Here is a 17,706-nt window from a genome sequence, read left to right as displayed (position 1 = left end):
TCCCATCTGCGATGTCCGCGAAAGCGGGCGATCCAGTACGCCGCGGCGGTTGTGCGGAAAGTTTAACCTCTCTGGAATACTGGATTCCCCGCCTTCGCGGGGAATGAAAGCGGTAAGAGAGGCGGCATTGTAGGCCTGAGCCGCCGCAGGAATTTCTTTCACCACAGCCGACCTATCGCTGCCAGAGCGCCGCGCATGAGCTATCTTCAGATTGAGCCGCCGCGACGTTGACGATGAGTCGTTGGATGCCGGCGCATCCAGCTCCTGACTGCTTTCGATTGCGGGGTTCCAACGCACGGCGAGGATCCGAATCAAGAATAGCGAGACAGGCCATGGCAAAACCGTTCCCGTCCAAGACGCACATCGGCAACCATATGCTGCATCCGGAAACCCTGATGCTGACCTATGGCTATGATCCGCAACTCTCGGAAGGCGCCATCAAGCCGCCGGTATTCTTGACCTCGACCTTCGTGTTCAAGACGGCCGAGGACGGGCAGGACTTTTTCGACTTCGTATCCGGCCGGCGCGAGCCGCCGGAGGGCATGGGAGCGGGCCTCGTCTATTCGCGGTTCAATCATCCCAACAGCGAGATCGTCGAGGATCGCCTCTCAGTCTACGAGCGCACCGAAAGCTGCGCGCTGTTCTCATCCGGCATGGCGGCGATCGCGACGACGATCCTCGCTTTCGTCCGTCCGGGCGATGTCATCCTGCACTCCCAGCCGCTCTATGGCGGGACGGAAACCCTGCTGACGAACACGCTCGCACGCCTTTCGATCGGCGCCGTCGGTTTCGCCGATGGCATCGACGAAGCTGCGGTGCAGCAGGCCTCCGGGGAGGCTATGCGCAAGGGTCGCGTCGCAATGATCATCATCGAAACCCCGGCCAACCCGACCAACGGCCTCGTCGATATCGCGATGATCCGCCGCGTCGCCGACGCGATCGGCAAGACCCAGGGCCACACGCCCATCATCGCGTGCGACAACACGCTGCTCGGTCCGGTGTTTCAGCGGCCGATCGAGCACGGTGCGGACATTTCATTGTACTCGCTGACCAAATATGTCGGCGGTCATTCCGACCTGATCGCGGGTGCCGCGCTCGGCACAAAGGCAGTCATCAAGGGCGTCAAGGCGCTGCGCGGCGCCATCGGCACGCAGCTCGATCCGCACTCATGCTGGATGATCAGCCGCTCCCTGGAGACGCTGAGCATTCGGATGGAGAAGGCCGACGGCAACGCGCGCCTCGTGGCCGACTTCCTGCGGGACCACCCAAAGGTGGAGAAGGTCCACTACCTCGGTCATCACGAAGCGACGTCGTCGGCCGGACGTGTGTTCGCGCGGCAATGCCTCGGCGCGGGATCGACGTTCTCCTTCGACATCGTCGGCGGCAAAGAAGCAGCCGTGAAATTCCTCAACGCGCTGCAAATCCTCAAGCTGGCGGTGAGCCTGGGTGGGACGGAGTCGCTTGCGAGCCTGCCTGCGACGATGACCCATTCCGGCGTTCCCGCCGACATCCGCCAAAAGATCGGCGTTCTCGATTCCACGATACGGCTCTCGATCGGTATCGAAAACCCCACCGATCTGATCGCGGATCTCGCGCAGGCATTGGGCGCGGCCTAAGGAGCTTGGACGTGAGCGCAGCGGTGGGGCGCTGATGGGCTCAGACGGGTGTGCAAAGTCAGGGCGCGATTAACCCTGACTCAATCGTCCGCACCGAAAGTGCCGGGTGGCCGTCTAGAAAGGTATTGTTTGTGACCGAGGTCACAGAACGAATATTGCATTTCGGCACGCTGTATTTAGTCTGCCAGATTGCATTCCTGGGGGGACTGCAGTGAGTCGTTTTAGTCTTTTTGTTTTATCGATATTTGCTGTTTTGCTGGGATGCGGCTCGGCCTACGCCGAGAAGCGCGTGGCGCTGGTCATTGGCAACTCCGCCTACAAGACCGTGCCCAGGCTATCGAATCCGGTCAACGATGCCGGCCTGGTCGGCGGCATGCTCAAGAAGGCCGGCTTCGATGTCGTCGATGTCAAGCAGGACCTGAGCGCCGCCGAGATGCGCAAGGCGCTGCGTGAGTTCGGCGGCAAGAGCCGCGATGCGGATGTTGCGATCGTCTACTATGCCGGCCATGGCATGGAGGTGGATGGCAATAACTACCTGATCCCGACCGACGCTGTTCTCGAGACCGACACCGATGTCTATGACGAGGCGTTCCCGCTCGATCGGGTGCTGGTCAGCATCGAGCCGGCCAAGCAGCTTCGGCTCGTCATCCTGGATGCCTGCCGGGACAATCCCTTTGCCAAGACGATGAAGCGTACAGTGGCATCGCGCGCGATCGGGCGCGGGCTGGCCAAGGTCGAGCCGACCAGCCCGAACACCATGATCGCGTTTGCCGCCAAGGCGGGATCGACCGCATCGGACGGTGACGCGAAGAACAGTCCGTTCGCAATAGCTCTCGTCGACCGTCTCCCCACGCCTGGACTTGACCTGCGCAAGGCCTTCGGTTTCGTGCGCGACGATGTGCTGAAGACGACCGGCTACAAGCAGGAGCCGTTTGTCTATGGCTCGCTCGGCGGCGATGATGTGTCGCTGGTGCCGGCCAAGCCGGCAGCCGGGCCGGGCCCGCAGGCCACCGCTCAGGACAGCCTGCGGCGGGACTATGAGCTTGCGCTTCAGGCCGGCGATCGCGAGGCTTGGGAAGCGTTTCTGCGAGCCTATCCGGCAGGGTTCTACGCAGACCTCGCGCGTGTGCAGCTCAGGAAGATTACCGCGGAGGAAGAACGCGCGGCCGCGATCGAAAAAGCCCGGTCAGCCGAACAGGAGAAGGCGAGGCTCGCCACGGAACGCGCCCAGAAGGCGGAACGGGAGAAGGCCGCAGCCGCGGCCAAGGCGGCCGAGGACGCCCGCATCGCCGCCGACAAGGCCAAGCAGATCGAGGAAGCCAAGGCAGCGGCCGCCGAGCAGCGCCGGAAGGAAGCCGAGGCCGCAGCCGCGAAGGCCCTCGCGGAGAAGCAGGCCGCTGAAAAGGCGGCAGCCGAGAAGGCTGCGCAGCAGGCTTCTGATCCGCAGTCTGCCGAGACACAGAAGGTGGCGGCGCTTGCGTCTCCGCCGACATCGACCCTCTCTGCGGCTGAGCTGGCGAAGTCGGTGCAGTCGGAACTGCGCCGCGTCGGTTGTCTGACATCATCCGCCGATGGCGACTGGAATGCGGCCTCGCAGCGCTCGCTGACGCAATTCAACAAACACGCTGGCACCAAATTCGATGCGAAGGCTGCGAGTATCGACACGCTCGATGCGCTGAAAGCGAAGCAGGGCCGTGTCTGTCCGCTGATCTGCGATCGCGGCTTCAAGGCGGATGGCGACACTTGCGTGAAGATCACCTGCCGCGCCGGCTACCGGGTGAACGACGACAACGAGTGCGAGAAGGTCCAGGACAAGAAGCCTGTGGCGACCCGCGATGACTCCAAGCCGCGAGACGACGAGAGGAAGAAGGTCGAGTCCGCACCGTCGAAGCCGCAGACCACGGGACAGATCTATTGCGACACCAGGGGCTGCCGTCCAGTTCGGCAGGGCTGTCGAGTTGAAGTCGCGATTGGGCAGTACGGGCACCGCGAGGTCTGTAACTGAGGACGGGCGCCGGGCAGTGAGCTCGGCAAAGATGCAGAGAAAACGGAAGGTGGGTTTTGTTCCGTTTGGTACAGCTTGCTATGCTTGGGCTCGCTACAGCGGGTTTGACGTTCGGCATGCCGAGATGATCGCGGCGGCAGCTTCATTGGCCTGGGCGCCCGACAGTTGCTGCACGAGGCAGACATAGTAGCCCCTGCTTCGCTCGTTCAGCAGGGAGTCGCCGTTGACGGCAAGCCAGTTGCAGGCGGAGCGAATGTACTGGATGGCCACCGGCGATCGGGTGTCGCGGACGAAGGACAGCTCACATTGAGCCTGCCGTTCCATGGCGGATTGTGCGGCGGCGTATTCCGACGATGAAACGAGCGCTGCGGCAGCGGCGACTGCCGACACAAGCGCGAGCAGCAGGCGAGCCCGCGCTCTGCCGTGCGCACGTCTTCGAGTTGCCAACGCAGAAAGCCTCATGGACCGACAGCACCTGTTCGGCAAAGCCACGGATTGCGGCACGATGACACAGCGCGCGAGTCTGTTCCGGAATCTGATAGGTGACGCGGGAGGAGTCAAGAAATTGCCATTGGCTGCGACGATATGATGGCGCGTCGAAGGACAAGGCTCGACCCGGGGGAGGGGCAAGCCTGATTGGAGTGGAACTGAAAGGACTTGCGAATGGCAAAGAACACGATTTGCCTCTGGTACGACAAGGACGCCGAAGCTGCGGCCCGCTTCTACGCCGAGACGTTCCCTGACAGCAAAGTAAGCGCTGTCCGCCGCGCACCCGGTGATTACCCATCCGGCAAGGCGGGGGATGTGCTGACGGTCGAATTCACCGTCGCCGGAATCCCGTGTCTTGGCCTCAACGGAGGTCCCATGTTCAGACATAGCGAAGCCTTCTCGTTCCAGATCGCGACCGACGATCAGGAGGAGACTGACCGCTATTGGAATGCCATCGTCGGCAATGGCGGGCAGGAAAGCGCGTGCGGCTGGTGCAAGGACAAATGGGGCGTGTCCTGGCAAATCACACCGCGCGTGCTGATGGAGGCGCTGGCGGCCGGCGGCGCTGAAGCAAAGCGCGCGTTCGACGCGATGATGGGCATGACGAAGATCGACGTCGCCGCGATCCAGGCGGCGCGGCGCGGCTGAAGTTGTGCTGGCATCCCGCAGGATGGGCCGAGCCTTGCGCGAAAACGCGCACCCTGCGGGCCGCTATCGCTTTCTTTGGTGGTGATCAATTTCGATCAAGCGGGTGGTGCGGTCCTGTGCCACGCTGTGTACTCTTCGTCGACAGCACATTAGTTCAACGGCGGCAGTCGAGACTTACATGTTCCGCGTGACGGCAGACACGTTGCAGGCCTATCTCGATTTCGATCCAGAGCGAAAGCATGACCTGGTCAACCTCCACAAGCTGATCGTTCAGGCTGCTCCGGCCCTTAAGCGCTTCTTCCATGCAGGGACACCAGCGGGAGAGGCGGGGATGCGGATGAAGATGATCGGCTATGGAAAATTTCGCTATGCGATCAAATCCGGAAAGACCACCGAATGGCCGGTGATAGGCGTTGCGCTTCAGAAGAACTACATCAGCGTGTATGTGTCGGTGACCAGGCAGCGAGCGCCGATCGTACCGAGATATGCAGGAAAACTCGGCGAATTGCGAGTGGGCGGAAATAACTTCAGCTTCGAAAGGTTCGATGATCTGAAGCAGAATGCGACGTCGCTGCTGTTCACGGAAGTTTCCGACATCTTCACGTCGGATCCGGAGAACCCTGTTCGATACATGCAGGGCGCGTGATGTGCCTCGTGGGGTAGAGGATGACGTCGATACCCTCCTCCGTCATTGCGAGCGTAGCGAAGCAATCCAGACTGTCACCGTGGAGAGATTCCGGATTGCTTCGCTGCGCTCGCAATGGCGACGTGGGAGAGGGTTCGCCCGATGTCTTCGTTTGAATGCTTGAAAAAAAGCCGAGCGCTCCTGGGAGCGCCCTGCTTCATTTCACAGCAAGATAGTGCCGCCGCTTACTTCGTCACCTGGCCGCGGATCTCGCCGCCCGGATTCGCTGCGGTGTGGATGTTGACGTAGTACTTGCCGCTGAGCAGATCGGCGGCTTGCGCGTCGGTGAGGGTCGCTTCGCCCTTGACGGGGCTCGATGCCGCATTCGGGATCGCGACCGCGACGCCGGCATTCTTGCCGGCTTCGGCCGGGCCGTGGAAGTGAGCGGCGGTCGCCGGGCCCGAGAGCCCGGAATAGGTGACGGTCCAGGAGAGTTTCTTGCTGGCGGCGTCATAGTTCAGATCGGCCGTGCCGGTGCCGCTGCTGGTCGTGGCAGGCACCTCGGCCTTGCCGTCCAGTGTCGCCTTCAGTTTTTCCGCGCAGGCGGGGCCGGCAAACGCAACGGCGGCCGTGAGCGCGAGCGTGGCAAAAAGGGGCTTGTTCATGGTTCTCTCCCTGTTGACCTCGAAAGGTGGCAAACGTCCAAACAATGCCACTTGGAATTTATTCCCCTCAAGCGTTCAAACCATCTAAATTATTCGTGGCTGGAGCGGCGGTGGCCGCAGCCTTAAGTTCGTCGGACGCCGATGGATTTCGTGAATGTTGCGACGAACGATCATTGCTGCGCTGCTCGCCGCCGGTCTCGGCCTTGCGCTCTATTGGTGGCTCACCGCGCCGGTCGCGCTGGCGCTGCCTGTGGCCTCGCGCGGGCCCGATCTTGCCAACGGTGAGGAGCTGTTCAACGCCGGCGGCTGCGCCTCATGTCATGCGGTGCCAGGCCAGCCTGATCGGCTTAGGCTCGGCGGAGGGCTCGCGATCGGCTCGCCGTTCGGCACCTTCTACGCACCCAACATCTCGCAGGATCCGACCGACGGCATCGGGCAATGGAGCGAGGCCGATTTCGTCAATGCGGTGATGAAGGGCGTCTCACCCGATGGCGCGCATTACTTTCCTGCATTTCCCTATACGTCCTACGCGCATGCGAAGGTGGACGATGTGCGCGATCTCTTCGCCTATCTGAAGACGCTGCCCGCCGTTCCGGGCAAGGTGCGCGATCACGATTTGCCGTTTCCGTTCAACATTCGTCGCAATGTCGGCGTCTGGAAATTTCTGTTCATGGACGGCGCGCCTTTCGTGGCCGACGCCGCGCGCTCGCCGCAATGGAATCGCGGCGCCTATCTCGTGAACAGTTTCGGCCACTGCGCCGAGTGCCACAGCCCGCGCAATCGGCTCGGCGGCCTCATTACGTCGCAACGCTTTGCCGGCGGCCCGAGTCCGGAAGGCGAGGGCTGGGTACCGAACATCACGCAAAAGGGCATCGGCGACTGGAGCGAAAAGGACATCGCCGACTTCCTCGAGACCGGAGACATGCCCGAGGGCGACAGCGCCTCCGGCGCGATGCGGCCGGTGATCAAGAATCTCGCGCTACTCACGGCCGAAGACCGCGCCGTGATGGCCGAATATCTGAAATCGCTGCCGCCGGTCGAGGGGCCCAAGCCGCCGCCGAAGCGGAAGGAGGGCGACTAGCGACCGCCGAACGCCTTGAAGGTGATGATGGTGAGAGTGTCCTGGATGCCTGGCAGGATCTGCACCTTCTCGTTGATGAAGTGGCCGATGTCGGTGTCCTTGTCGACATAGAACTTCACCAGGAGGTCGTAGTGGCCCGCCGTGGAATAGATCTCGGAGGCGATCTCGGCTTCGGCGAGCGCGTTGGCGACCGTGTAGGACTGGCCGAGCTTGCATTTGATCTGGACGAAGAAAGGAACCATCGCGGTTGCTCCGAAGGCATGATTTGGCGGCTAGAGCCGTTTCCGTTCCGATTGAATCGGAACGGGGCTCCAGATTCTAGTTTTGACGCGTTTTCTTCACGCGAACCGGTGTCCACTTCGCTGGAAAACGCTCTAATAGGCCAAAATCGGTCGGCTTTAGCAAGCGAACTTGCTGGCCTCGGGGCGCAAGCAGGCTTGCTGCCCCCGGGTATGCGCGTTACGACAGTTCATGGCACCGATCCAGCAAAAAGCCGCGCCATGACGACGCCCATAGCGCTCACCATCGCCGGCTCCGATTCGAGCGGCGGCGCCGGCATCCAGGCCGACCTGAAGACCTTCGCCGCGCTCGGCGTCTATGGCGCCTCCGCGATCACGGCGCTAACCGCGCAGAACACCAAGGGCGTGACCGGAATTCACGCAGTGCCCGCCGCATTCGTGATCGCGCAGATCGATGCGGTGTTCTCCGATCTCGATGTCGACGCGGTCAAGATCGGTATGGTCGCGCAAGCCGGCAGCATCGATGCGATCGCCTCCAGCCTGGTGCGATGGTCGCCACGGCATGTCGTGCTCGATCCCGTGATGGTCGCGACCTCCGGCGACCGGTTGCTGGCAGCAGAAGCCGTCGAGGCACTGCGCGCAAAACTCATGCCGCTAGCATCGGTGATCACGCCGAACCTGCCCGAGGCTGCTGCGCTGCTCGACGAAAAGGTGGCGGATAGCGAGGTGGAGATCGAAGGTCAGGGGCGCCGCCTGCTCGCGCTCGGCTGTCGCGCGGTGCTGATCAAGGGCGGGCACGGGCAGGGCGCCGAGAGCATCGACTATCTCGTCACGGCGGACGGCGTGATTGCACTCGCCGCGCCGCGGGTTGCCACGCAAAACACCCATGGCACCGGTTGCTCGCTGTCCTCGGCGGTCGCAGCAGGGCTTGCCAAGGGCGAGCCACTCGAGCAGGCGGTGCGCAATGCCAAGGCCTGGATCAGCGCGGCGATTGCAGCTGCCGATCGCTTCAGCGTCGGTCACGGCCACGGGCCGGTCCATCATTTCCACAAGTTCTATTGATCTCGGCCGCGATGGCGGCAGCGTGCGGTGGCCGCTGGCATTAACCAGTAAACCAAGCCAATAACCTATGGGTTCCCGGAGTTTTGCGGAGGTCGCCGCGGCGCCGTGTCGCCTGATTGTCGCATGCGGCTGATATCCGCGGAGTGGGCGAGGCAGGGTTTGATTCGTAACTGAGGGTGCCTCGCAGGTTCAATCGGTCATCCCCCTGTCACGGGACATTGTTACAGGCTGGCGCATGGGAAGTTACGATATGAGTGACGAGAGTCCCGAACGGCGCTTTCGGACCTTGTTCATCTCCGACGTTCATCTCGGGGCCCGCGGTTCGCAAGCTGATCTCCTCCTGGACTTCCTGCGCTACCACGATGCCGACACGATCTATCTCGTCGGCGACATCGTCGATGGCTGGGCCCTGAAATCGAGCTGGCACTGGCCGCAATCGCATAACGACCTCGTGCAGAAGCTGCTGCGCAAGGCGCGCAAGGGCGCCAAGGTCGTCTACGTCCCGGGCAATCACGACGAGTTCCTGCGCAACTACTACGGCACGCATTTCGGCGGCATCGACGTGGTCGAAAACACTGTCCATACCGGCGCCGACGGCAAGCGCTATCTCGTGATCCACGGCGACATCTTCGACCTTGTGGTGCAGAATGCGCGCTGGCTCGCTCATCTCGGCGACAAGGCCTACGATTTCGCGATCCAGGTGAACCGGCTCGTCAACTTCTTCCGTCGCGCTTTCGGCGTGCCCTATTGGTCGCTGTCGCAATGGGCGAAGCTGAAGGTCAAGAACGCCGTCAATTATATCGGCGCGTTCGAGCAGGCGCTGGCCGCCGAAGCACGGCGCCACGATGCCGACGGCGTGATCTGCGGCCACATCCACTACGCCGTGATCCGTGACGAGAACGGCATCCGCTACATGAATTGCGGCGACTGGGTGGAGAGCTGCACCGCGTTGGCCGAGCATGACGATGGTCACTTCGAGATCATCACCTGGGCCGATCAGTCGCGAAAGGCCGCGCCGGTCGTGCCGGTGGCTGCAAGAGCTGCGTGATGCGCATCCTGGTCGCGACCGACGCCTGGCACCCGCAAGTCAACGGTGTGGTTCGGACGCTGACCAAGCTCGCTGACGCCGCGAAGGCGCTGGACGTCGAGTTCAGCTTCCTCACCCCGCAATCGTTCCGCACCTTCGCGATGCCGAGCTATCGCGACGTGCGGCTCGCAATGCCGCGGCCGGCGAGGATCGCCAAGCTGATCGAGGAGGCGCGCCCCGATAGCATCCATATCGCGACCGAAGGGCCGATCGGCCTCATGGTTCGCCGCTACTGCCGGCAACGCAAGCTGCCGTTCACGACGAGCTTCCACACCCGCTTTCCTGAATATGTCCGCGCCAGGGTGCCGGTTCCGGGCTCGCTGATCTGGCGGGCGCTGCGCCGATTTCACGCGCCCAGCCGCGCCGTGATGGCGGCGACCCCGGCGCTCGCCCGCGAGCTCACCGAGCGCGGCTTTAACAATGTCGTACTGTGGCCTCGCGGCGTCGACAACAAGCTGTTCTATCCCCGCGCCATCGATCTCTGCTTTCCGGCGCCGGTGTTTTTGTGCGTCGGCCGGGTGGCGGTGGAGAAGAATCTTGAGGCGTTCCTCGATCTCGATTTGCCCGGCACCAAGGTGATCGTTGGCGACGGCCCGGCGCGTGCCGGCCTGGAGCAGGCCTATCCCCAGGCGATCTTCCTGGGCGAAAAGCACGGCGAGGCGCTCGCCGAAATCTATGCGGCAGCCGACGTATTCGTGTTTCCGAGCCGGACGGACACGTTTGGCCTCGTGCTCCTCGAAGCGCTGGCGAGCGGCCTGCCGGTGGCAGCGTTCCCGGTGAAGGGTCCGCGGGACGTGATCGGCGGTGCGCCGGTCGGGGTGCTGGATGAGGATCTGCGCAGCGCCTGCCTCGCCGCGCTCGACATTTCCAGGCAGGCCTGCGTCGAATTTGCCGCCAACCATACCTGGGAGGCGTCGGCGCGTGCCTTCGTCGACAGCATCCGGGCGGTCGGCGCAGTGCTGCCGTGCGCAGGCGGACGGGAACAGCCACGTTTCGTCGCCTAAAGCGCGATGAGATTGGAACGATGGTCATCGCGCTTTAGGTTACTGTTTGAGCATGATCTCCGCGCAAACGCGTTCCGCGTTTGTCGCGAGGGAAAACCGCTTTACACTTTTCTGGATCATGCTCTACCCTCACGTGGCAGTGTCTTCCCAGCCGTCGGCGGCCGGGATACAAATTGTCCATGACGGACCAGCCCCTCCCGGTCGGACCTGCCGACATTGATGCCGCAGCGCGCGTGATCGCGCCCTTCGCCATCCGTACCCCGCTTTTGTCCTTCCCCGTGCTCAATGAGCGGGTCGGCGCAAAAGTGTTCCTGAAGCCGGAGATGTTGCAACGGACCGGCTCGTTCAAGTTCCGTGGCGCCTTCAACAAGGTGTCCTCCATACCGCAGGACAAACGCAGCGGCGGCGTGGTCGCGTTTTCCTCGGGCAATCACGCCCAGGGCGTGGCGGCCGCGGCAAAGATCCTCGACATGCAGGCGACCATCGTGATGCCGTCGGATGCGCCGCTCTCCAAGCGCGAGCGCACCAAATCCTACGGCGCCGAGGTCGTGCTGTACGATCGCGACCGCGACGATCGCGAGGCGATCGCGCGCAGCATCGCCGAGAAGCGCGGTGCGACGCTGGTCAGGCCCTACGATGATCCCTTCGTCATCGCAGGGCAGGGCACTGCAGGCCGCGAGATCGCCGAGGACATGGCAGCGCTCGGCATTGCGCCCGACATCGTGGTGGCGCCGGCTTCAGGCGGTGGCCTGATCGCGGGCGTCGCGACCGCAGTGAAGGCGCGCTACCCGCAGGCCCAGCTCGTCGTAGCCGAGCCCGAAGCATTCGACGATCACAAGCTCTCGCTTGCCGCAGGTCACCGCGAGGCGCATGCGCCCGCCGGGCGGACGATCTGCGACGCGCTGATGGCGCTGATCCCCGGCGAGATGACCTTCGCCATCAACGGCAAGCTGCTGTCGCGCGGCGTCACCGCCTCCGATGCGGAGGTCGGCGCGGCGGTGGCCTTCGCCTATCGCGAACTGAAGCTGGTGGTCGAGCCCGGCGGCGCCATTGGGCTCGCCGCGCTGCTCGCAGGTCGCCTCGATGTTGCCGGCAAGAACGTCGTCATCGTGCTCTCGGGCGGCAACGTCGATGCCGATTTGTTTGCCGAGCTCGTGGCCTGATTCTTCGTCGGTTGGAGTGAGCCGAAGGCCCTGTTCACCTCTCCCCGCTGGGGAGAGGTGAAAGCCGGGATTCATAGTTTACATGCGCGCTCCTGACATGGAGAGGGCGGAGCATCGGTGCTCCGCCCCTCGTCGTTGTTGCTGAGGTCAGCGGTGATCAGTGCATGAGGCTGACGCGGCGCTTCATGCCGGCGTTGGCCGGTGCCTGATTCATCGTCTGGGCATATCGCGGCTTGAACTTGGTGTTCGTCGCGCCGCCGCCCGTCCGGTTCGGCGTCGTATTGAGCTGCGGACGGTTGGTCTGCACCTGGGCGTTGTTCGGCGGATTGTTGTTCTGCTTGACGATACCGCTATTGCCGTTGCCGGTGCGGATCGGCTGGTTCTGGGTTTGGATGGCATTGGTCTTCACGTCGATATCTTTTGCGTCGACGTTCAAGCCGGCCTTGCCCACGGTGGTCACCGGCATGGTCACGATCTTGCCGACGGTGCCTTTGCTGGTCGTGCCGTTGGTCGGCGCGGGCAGGGTGACGATCTTTCCCGGGAGCTGCGACGGCGTGGTGTTCGGCTGGTTGTTGGAAGGCGGCGTGCCGATCTGGCCGCCGTTGGCCTGCTGGACAAGCGGGATGTACTTGGTCGGGCCGAGATTGCCGAGCTTCAGCGTCGGTGCGATGGTCTGCGGAGCGAGGAAATGCGTCGCCTGCATCAGCGGGATCTGCTTCGGCTCGATCTGGAGCTTCAATGCCGGCGTTGCATAGGCGCTGCTCGCATAACTGTCGTAGAAGTTCTTGTAGGCAAGCGGCGAGTTGGCAAGAACGGCCTTGTGCCAGGCTTCCGCCATCAAGAGGTTGGCGAGCAGCCTGCGGATGTGGTCGCACAGCGGGTCGTGCGGATACATCTCGATGAACTCCTGATAGTACTGCGGCTGGCCCTCGGAGAGCACGTAGTCGTAGGCTTGTCGCGCGGAGCGGCTTGGCAGGTTGGACGCCGTCTGCACGACCGGCGCCTTCACGGGCGCACGGTTGGCGGCGACCGCGGTGTCGCCGAAGAAATAGAAGTCAGACGTCAGCGACGAGCTTTCCCAGGGCGTCTGCTGGCCGTCTGTGGTGTGGTTCACCTCCAGCCGCACCCGCTTGAACAGCTGCTCGATCGGCACGTTCGGTTCACGCGCGACGTTCAGGAAGGCCTGGGTGTAGGGGCTGTGGCTGCCTCTGCCGTCCAGTGCTTCCGCACCGGGCGCGGTCGAATAGCCGACGATCGAGCCATTCGGCGCATCGACGATGGCAAGGCCCCGATTGGCATCGATCAGGGATGGGAACGGATTGTTGCGGCAGGCATCGAGAATGACGATGCGCATGCGGCTCGGGATCGTCTCCAGCGTCGACATCACATCGACCAGTCGCACCGAGTTGTTGACGAACTCGGTCGGGTTCGAGATCTTGGCGTCGACCGGCACGAGATAGTTCTCGCCGGCAAGCTGCACGCCGTGGCCGGCGTAGTAGACCATCGCCACGGTGTTGGGCCCGCGCGAGGCGACCTTGGCGGAAAAGTCCTGCACTACCCTGAGCATGTCGCTCTGGGTCAGGTCGGTCGCGGAAATCACCTCGAAGCCTGCCGAGTTGAGGAATTGCGCCATCGACTGTGCGTCATTGTCGGGATTCGCCAGTTGTGGAGCGTTCTGGTAGTTGGAATTGCCGATCACCAGCGCAACTCGCTGCTCCGGGCCTTGCAGCGCGCCAGGGGCGGCATTGCCCTGCTCGACGATTGCGGTCTGGGCGAGGGCGGGACTGCACGCGAAGCCGAACAGGCTCCCGAGCAGGCCCGCATACATCAGGAAAGATTTCAAACGGAACATGAGCGCGCTCCCTCGGGGCTAACCTCGATGTGAGATTGGTTGCGGGAAAGCTGGACTACGTTCAGGGGAGGGCACGCGATGTCGGTTACCCCGGACGCCGGATGTGATCTGGGTCACGCATGGAACCGGCCTTGGCTAAGGGAAGCTCCTGACGACCTCGATCGGGCCGACAATGGCGGCGTTGAATGCGTCAAGGTCGTCTGCGGGGATCCAGTACTCCAAATGGGAGCGACCGCCGGCTTCCCGGACGTCGTACCTGTCGATGTAGCTCCGCTTGATCCGAAATCGCGTCACGAAGCCTGCGCCACTCGCTGGGACATTCCAGTCACGCGCGATCTTGATCGCGTAGTCCTCAGTCAATACCGGGTAGAAAATTGGCTGGTCCGGCAGGCGCGGCGGGAAGGCACGCATTCCTGCTTGCTGGATCAGCTCAAGCTCCTTTGGTCCCACGGGACGCCACAGGGTCAGGGTGTCGTCGGCTACCATTGTTGCTGGATGCGTGTGCCCGCTACGAAAAGAACGCAATCTTTTCGGCCTGGGTCATGCGGCGGATCGGGGCCAGCGGATCGTTGGCGGGTGCGCTGGGCTTTTGCAGCATGCCGCTCGCAAGAATGGTTGCGCCGAGTGACGGCTCCGGCAGCGGCGAAGGCATGGGAAGGGGCGATGCCTGTAGGGTGGCCGTAGCCTGCAGAGAGATCTGGGCTTCGACCATTGCTGGACGCTCCATGATCGCGACGGCGGGCTCGAATGCCGCGACCGGTTCGGTTGCGATCGGCTCGGCCAAAGCTGGCTCTTGCAAGACCGGCTCCGGCAAGGGCGTCTCGGACGAGACTTGCTCGGCGGCGACGGGCGCCTCGACAGGGGCTGCAACTTCCGCAGGCTCGGCAATTGCCTCGTCGAACTCCGGATCGGGCGCGGCCATCTCCATCGCGATCCGCTCGAGAATGGCGTCGTCTTCCGCCTCGGCTGCGGCATCGAACGGAAGCTCGTCGGCGACCTCCGCAATGGCAGAAGGCTCGGCAGCGCTCGCGTCGACCGCTGCGCGGCGTTCGGCGAGCTCTGCCAGCTCGGGCTCGCCGGCAACGTCCATCGTCTCGTTGATGGCCATCTCCTCGGCGACATCGGCCGCGGCAGCACTGGCCTCGGGCTCCGCGACGGCAGCGACCTCCTGCGGCACCGCCGCTGCGGATGGCTCGCTTGCCGACATCGCCATCTCGGCGTCCGCCATCGCGACCATCTCGGGCGCCGGTGCAGGTGGGGCTTGAGTCGCTGCACTGTCCCCCGTTTCGACCCGCTCGATGTGGTCCCTGAGCAGATCGAAGGCGGCCTTGAGGTCGGTGCGGGGGTCGATGGTCGACGTCTGACCGCAGGCGGCCTCGATGGCCGCGAGCTGCGAATCAATCAGGTCGCAGATTCGCCCGTCGGCGCCAATCTCGCGCCAGCGCCAGGAGATCTCCTTGATGATGCGCACACCGCGGTTAATCGGCCCGAGGCTGGTCTCGATCAGGGTGGGATCGACGGCCGCAATCGCGATCGTCTCGGCCTCGCGGATGGCGCGGCGGATCGCTACGAGTGCCTCAGGCAGCCGATCCTCGACGACCGGTTGGCGCTGTGCTGCAAGGGTTTCCTCGATTTTTGCGACCGCATCGAGCACCATGCGCGTATCGGCGTTGCGGTTGCGCTTGGCGTATTCGCCGAGGAACCAGCGGCCGCGCGCGGTCTCCATGAAGGCCTCGCGGATCGCATCGTAGTCCTGCTCGTTCGGCTCGGCCGCGCGGGCAGACATAGGCGAGAGGGCGAATGCTTCAGTGGCCATGGCAATCTCGTCGCGCAAATCAGTGCGCGTTACAGTAACGATCACCACGATATCGTCCGAATCGCAATTGGTTTGATGCTGACCGAATCACAAATCCCCATCGCAGCAGCGCAGCGCAGGCGATTCGCCGTGCGCCTGGCGCTGTTCTACAGCGTTTCGTTCGCCGTCCTCGGCACGCATCTGCCCTTCTTCACGGTGTGGCTGAAGGCGGTCGGCATCGAGTCGGCCTGGATCGGAATCATCGGTGCCGTCCCTGCGGTGACGCGCTTCACCACATTGCCTTTCGTGACCGGCTTCGCCGAGCGGCGCCAGGCCGTGCGCGCGGCACTGATCCTGACCGCGTTCGCGTCGGCGATCGGTTTTGCGCTGGTCGGGACGCAGCATCAGCCGCTGCCAGTGCTGCTGCTCTATATCGCCACCTGCTGCTTCTGGACGCCGCTGCTGCCGCTGACGGATGCCTATGCGCTGCGCGGCGTTACCAGCTACAATCTCGACTATGGGCCGCTGCGGCTGTGGGGTTCGGTGGCCTTCATCGCCGGCGCGCTCGCCTGCGGGCTCCTGGTCGACCTGATCGCCGCGCGCGAACTGATCTGGATCATCGTCGCGCTTGCGGCGCTCACGGCCTACACCGGCCTTTCGCTCCAGCCGCTGGATGAGTCGCGACGAAAGAGCGCAGCCGCCCATGGCGGCAAGCGCCTGCTGCGCGATGCGAGCTTCCTCGCGATCGTCGTGTCGGCGGCGCTGATCCAGAGCAGCCATACCGCCTACTACACCTTCGCCTCGATCAACTGGCAGGCTCACGGGCTCGGCGGGCTGACCATCGCCGGCCTGTGGGCGCTCGGCGTGTTCGCGGAGATCATCGTCTTTGCGGTGTCGCCGCGGCTTTCGCTGCATCCCTCGCTGCTGGTGGTGATCGGCGGCGTGAGCGCAGTGGTGCGCTGGTCGATCACGGCGCAGGAGCCGCCGGTCGCAGTGCTCGCGCTCGTCCAACTCGGGCATGGATTGAGCTTCGGCCTTACCCAGGTCGGAGTCATGAACCTCCTGGTGCGTCACGTGCCCGCGCATCAGATGGCGCGCGGGCAGGGCTATTACGCGGCGACCAGCGGGCTGTTGAGCTCGACGACCTCGATCATGTCGGGTGCGATCTATGCGCGCTATGGCGAGGCGCTATACTACCTGATGGCCGCGATGGCCGGCACGGGGGCTATGCTGATGTGGACTGCTCGGCATCGCCTCTTCGCTCACCCCCAGAGCGAAGCGTCGGGCGGATAGATAAGGCTCTCGTCATAGCGCAAGCCGTGATCGCGATCCCTTGCCAAGAGCAGCGGCCCGTCGAGATCGACGAACCGCGCCTGCGGCGTCACCAGCATCGCGGGCGCCATCGACAGCGAGGTCGCGACCATGCAGCCGACCATGATCTCGAAACCCAGCGCCCGCGCCGCATCGGCCATCGCGAGCGCCTCGGTGAGGCCGCCGGTCTTGTCGAGCTTGATGTTGACGGCGTCGTAGCGCTCGCGCAGCGGCGCGAGCGAGGAGCGGTCATGCACGCTTTCGTCGGCGCAGACGGCGATCGACCGCTTGATGCGGGCCAGCGCCTCGTCCTGGCCGGCCGGCAGGGGCTGCTCCACCAGGGTGACACCGACCTCGGCGCAGGCGGAAAGGTTCCGCTCCAGGTTGGCCACCGTCCAGGCTTCGTTCGCGTCGACGATCAATTCCGATTCGGGAGCGGCCTTCCGCACCGCGACGATCCTTTCAGGGTCGCCTTCGCCGCCGAGCTTGATCTTCAGGAGCGGGCGGTGCGCGGCCTTCGCCGTCGCCTCCGCCATCGCCTCAGGGGCCCCCAGCGAGATTGTGTAGGCGGTGGTGCGTTCTACTGGAACCGGGCGGTCGAGCAGGTTCCAGGCCCGCAGGCCCGCCTCCTTGGCCTCCAGATCGATCAGGGCGCAATCCAGGGCATTGCGGGCCGCTCCCGGAGCCATCGCGGCCTGCAGGGCCCGTCGGTCCAGTCCGCCGCCGATCGCCTCCTGCATGGCCTGGATCGCGCCGAGCGTCGCCTCCGGGGTCTCCCCATAGCGCGCGTAGGGCACGCATTCCCCGCGTCCGGTCAGGCCGCCCCGGCTCACCTCCGCCACGACGGTCACGGCCTCGGTCTTGGCGCCCCGGCTGATTGTGAAGAGGCCTGCGATCGGGAAGCGCTCGATTCGCGCCACCAACATTGGAAGTTTGCTGGAAGTCATTTAGAACTCTGGCAATTTCTGAACCGGCTGGTTACCTGATGCAACTAACTATGGCTGGTTGGGGATACCTTCTTCAAGGTCAGGGCGCGTGCGCAACCATCTCTTCTCATCCGACCC

17 protein-coding genes are annotated in these 17,706 nt (G+C 63.9%); 10 read left to right on the top strand and 7 right to left on the bottom strand.

Annotation, left to right across the window (positions count from 1 at the left end; genetic code table 11):
• The first annotated feature begins 332 nt into the window (after window positions 1-332).
• Complete coding sequence (locus ACV1FX_RS09625) at window positions 333-1,616, top strand: cystathionine gamma-synthase family protein (RefSeq protein ID WP_473117313.1); 1,284 nt, start codon at window positions 333-335, stop codon at window positions 1,614-1,616.
• 211 nt (window positions 1,617-1,827) lie between these two features.
• Window positions 1,828-3,621 carry a caspase family protein gene (locus ACV1FX_RS09620; protein WP_473117312.1) on the top strand — a complete coding sequence of 598 codons (1,794 nt, stop codon included), beginning with the start codon at window positions 1,828-1,830 and terminating at the stop codon, window positions 3,619-3,621.
• Between the two features lie 93 nt (window positions 3,622-3,714).
• Here the strand turns inward: ACV1FX_RS09620 and ACV1FX_RS09615 are convergent, their stop codons facing one another.
• Entirely contained in the window at window positions 3,715-4,083 is a 369-nt protein-coding gene (locus ACV1FX_RS09615) for a VF_A0006 family four-cysteine protein (RefSeq protein WP_473117311.1), read from the bottom strand.
• Between the two features lie 201 nt (window positions 4,084-4,284).
• Between ACV1FX_RS09615 and ACV1FX_RS09610 the strand changes: the two genes are divergently transcribed.
• Together ACV1FX_RS09610 and ACV1FX_RS09605 are read left to right on the top strand one after the other, a co-directional pair.
• On the top strand, window positions 4,285-4,758 hold the full coding sequence (locus ACV1FX_RS09610) for a VOC family protein (protein WP_473117310.1): 474 nt from the start codon (window positions 4,285-4,287) through the stop codon (window positions 4,756-4,758).
• A 178-nt stretch (window positions 4,759-4,936) separates the two neighbouring features.
• Entirely contained in the window at window positions 4,937-5,404 is a 468-nt protein-coding gene (locus tag ACV1FX_RS09605) for a hypothetical protein (protein ID WP_473117309.1), read from the top strand.
• Window positions 5,405-5,628: 224 nt separating this feature from the next.
• Here the strand turns inward: ACV1FX_RS09605 and ACV1FX_RS09600 are convergent, their stop codons facing one another.
• Window positions 5,629-6,048 (bottom strand): CHRD domain-containing protein, encoded by a 420-nt coding sequence (locus ACV1FX_RS09600; RefSeq protein ID WP_473117308.1) that lies wholly within the window; start codon window positions 6,046-6,048, stop codon window positions 5,629-5,631.
• Window positions 6,049-6,202: 154 nt separating this feature from the next.
• Here ACV1FX_RS09600 and ACV1FX_RS09595 point away from each other — a divergent pair, with 154 nt between their 5' ends.
• A complete protein-coding gene (locus ACV1FX_RS09595; protein WP_473117307.1) occupies window positions 6,203-7,129 on the top strand; it encodes a c-type cytochrome in 927 nt (308 codons plus the stop codon).
• On the opposite strand, the gene ACV1FX_RS09590 is transcribed toward ACV1FX_RS09595, so the two are convergent.
• On the bottom strand, window positions 7,126-7,371 hold the full coding sequence (locus ACV1FX_RS09590; protein ID WP_027528612.1) for an Lrp/AsnC ligand binding domain-containing protein: 246 nt from the start codon (window positions 7,369-7,371) through the stop codon (window positions 7,126-7,128). The genes ACV1FX_RS09595 and ACV1FX_RS09590 overlap by 4 nt on opposite strands.
• A 258-nt stretch (window positions 7,372-7,629) precedes the next feature.
• On the opposite strand from ACV1FX_RS09590, the gene thiD reads away from it, so the two are divergent.
• The 4 genes from thiD to ACV1FX_RS09570 all read left to right on the top strand — a co-directional run bounded on the left by thiD (window position 7,630) and on the right by ACV1FX_RS09570 (window position 11,684).
• Window positions 7,630-8,430 carry a bifunctional hydroxymethylpyrimidine kinase/phosphomethylpyrimidine kinase gene (gene thiD / locus ACV1FX_RS09585; RefSeq protein WP_473117306.1) on the top strand — a complete coding sequence of 267 codons (801 nt, stop codon included), beginning with the start codon at window positions 7,630-7,632 and terminating at the stop codon, window positions 8,428-8,430.
• A gap of 235 nt (window positions 8,431-8,665) precedes the next feature.
• On the top strand, window positions 8,666-9,478 hold the full coding sequence (locus tag ACV1FX_RS09580; RefSeq protein WP_473117305.1) for a UDP-2,3-diacylglucosamine diphosphatase: 813 nt from the start codon (window positions 8,666-8,668) through the stop codon (window positions 9,476-9,478).
• Window positions 9,478-10,521, top strand: a complete 1,044-nt coding sequence (locus ACV1FX_RS09575) for a glycosyltransferase family 4 protein (protein WP_473117304.1) — start codon at window positions 9,478-9,480, stop codon at window positions 10,519-10,521. Before ACV1FX_RS09580 ends, ACV1FX_RS09575 begins: the two co-directional genes overlap by 1 nt.
• 179 nt (window positions 10,522-10,700) lie before the next feature.
• Window positions 10,701-11,684 carry a threonine/serine dehydratase gene (locus tag ACV1FX_RS09570; RefSeq protein WP_473117303.1) on the top strand — a complete coding sequence of 328 codons (984 nt, stop codon included), beginning with the start codon at window positions 10,701-10,703 and terminating at the stop codon, window positions 11,682-11,684.
• Window positions 11,685-11,841: 157 nt separating this feature from the next.
• Here ACV1FX_RS09570 and ACV1FX_RS09565 read toward each other — a convergent pair whose 3' ends face one another.
• From ACV1FX_RS09565 to ACV1FX_RS09555, 3 genes are all read right to left on the bottom strand, one after another.
• Window positions 11,842-13,536 carry a caspase family protein gene (locus ACV1FX_RS09565; protein ID WP_473117302.1) on the bottom strand — a complete coding sequence of 565 codons (1,695 nt, stop codon included), beginning with the start codon at window positions 13,534-13,536 and terminating at the stop codon, window positions 11,842-11,844.
• A 135-nt stretch (window positions 13,537-13,671) separates the two neighbouring features.
• Window positions 13,672-14,022, bottom strand: a complete 351-nt coding sequence (locus tag ACV1FX_RS09560; RefSeq protein WP_473117301.1) for an ADP-ribosylation/crystallin J1 — start codon at window positions 14,020-14,022, stop codon at window positions 13,672-13,674.
• A 22-nt stretch (window positions 14,023-14,044) separates the two neighbouring features.
• Complete coding sequence (locus ACV1FX_RS09555) at window positions 14,045-15,352, bottom strand: hypothetical protein (protein WP_473117300.1); 1,308 nt, start codon at window positions 15,350-15,352, stop codon at window positions 14,045-14,047.
• A gap of 75 nt (window positions 15,353-15,427) precedes the next feature.
• Here ACV1FX_RS09555 and ACV1FX_RS09550 point away from each other — a divergent pair, with 75 nt between their 5' ends.
• Complete coding sequence (locus ACV1FX_RS09550; RefSeq protein ID WP_473117299.1) at window positions 15,428-16,624, top strand: MFS transporter; 1,197 nt, start codon at window positions 15,428-15,430, stop codon at window positions 16,622-16,624.
• Here ACV1FX_RS09550 and dgcA read toward each other — a convergent pair.
• A complete protein-coding gene (dgcA, locus tag ACV1FX_RS09545; protein ID WP_473117298.1) occupies window positions 16,594-17,589 on the bottom strand; it encodes an N-acetyl-D-Glu racemase DgcA in 996 nt (331 codons plus the stop codon). The two genes, ACV1FX_RS09550 and dgcA, sit on opposite strands and share 31 nt — an antisense overlap.
• Between the last annotated feature and the right edge of the window lie 117 nt (window positions 17,590-17,706).

Source organism: Bradyrhizobium ingae (genome assembly GCF_055791185.1).
Note: the sequence above shows the minus strand (reverse complement) of the source record. Positions and strands in the feature narration are given on the sequence as shown.

What these genes read in the sequence shown, in the direction of transcription:
- ACV1FX_RS09615 (WP_473117311.1), bottom strand. Translation starts at nt 4,083, where the DNA reads ATGAGGCTTTCTGCGTTGGCAACTCGAAGACGTGCGCACGGCAGAGCG.
- ACV1FX_RS09580 (WP_473117305.1), top strand. Translation starts at nt 8,666, where the DNA reads ATGGGAAGTTACGATATGAGTGACGAGAGTCCCGAACGGCGCTTTCGG.
- ACV1FX_RS09565 (WP_473117302.1), bottom strand. Translation starts at nt 13,536, where the DNA reads ATGTTCCGTTTGAAATCTTTCCTGATGTATGCGGGCCTGCTCGGGAGC.
- ACV1FX_RS09560 (WP_473117301.1), bottom strand. Translation starts at nt 14,022, where the DNA reads ATGGTAGCCGACGACACCCTGACCCTGTGGCGTCCCGTGGGACCAAAG.
- ACV1FX_RS09600 (WP_473117308.1), bottom strand. Translation starts at nt 6,048, where the DNA reads ATGAACAAGCCCCTTTTTGCCACGCTCGCGCTCACGGCCGCCGTTGCG.
- ACV1FX_RS09595 (WP_473117307.1), top strand. Translation starts at nt 6,203, where the DNA reads ATGTTGCGACGAACGATCATTGCTGCGCTGCTCGCCGCCGGTCTCGGC.
- ACV1FX_RS09575 (WP_473117304.1), top strand. Translation starts at nt 9,478, where the DNA reads ATGCGCATCCTGGTCGCGACCGACGCCTGGCACCCGCAAGTCAACGGT.
- ACV1FX_RS09570 (WP_473117303.1), top strand. Translation starts at nt 10,701, where the DNA reads ATGACGGACCAGCCCCTCCCGGTCGGACCTGCCGACATTGATGCCGCA.
- ACV1FX_RS09605 (WP_473117309.1), top strand. Translation starts at nt 4,937, where the DNA reads ATGTTCCGCGTGACGGCAGACACGTTGCAGGCCTATCTCGATTTCGAT.
- ACV1FX_RS09625 (WP_473117313.1), top strand. Translation starts at nt 333, where the DNA reads ATGGCAAAACCGTTCCCGTCCAAGACGCACATCGGCAACCATATGCTG.
- ACV1FX_RS09550 (WP_473117299.1), top strand. Translation starts at nt 15,428, where the DNA reads ATGCTGACCGAATCACAAATCCCCATCGCAGCAGCGCAGCGCAGGCGA.
- ACV1FX_RS09610 (WP_473117310.1), top strand. Translation starts at nt 4,285, where the DNA reads ATGGCAAAGAACACGATTTGCCTCTGGTACGACAAGGACGCCGAAGCT.
- ACV1FX_RS09590 (WP_027528612.1), bottom strand. Translation starts at nt 7,371, where the DNA reads ATGGTTCCTTTCTTCGTCCAGATCAAATGCAAGCTCGGCCAGTCCTAC.
- dgcA (WP_473117298.1), bottom strand. Translation starts at nt 17,589, where the DNA reads ATGACTTCCAGCAAACTTCCAATGTTGGTGGCGCGAATCGAGCGCTTC.
- thiD (WP_473117306.1), top strand. Translation starts at nt 7,630, where the DNA reads ATGACGACGCCCATAGCGCTCACCATCGCCGGCTCCGATTCGAGCGGC.
- ACV1FX_RS09555 (WP_473117300.1), bottom strand. Translation starts at nt 15,352, where the DNA reads ATGGCCACTGAAGCATTCGCCCTCTCGCCTATGTCTGCCCGCGCGGCC.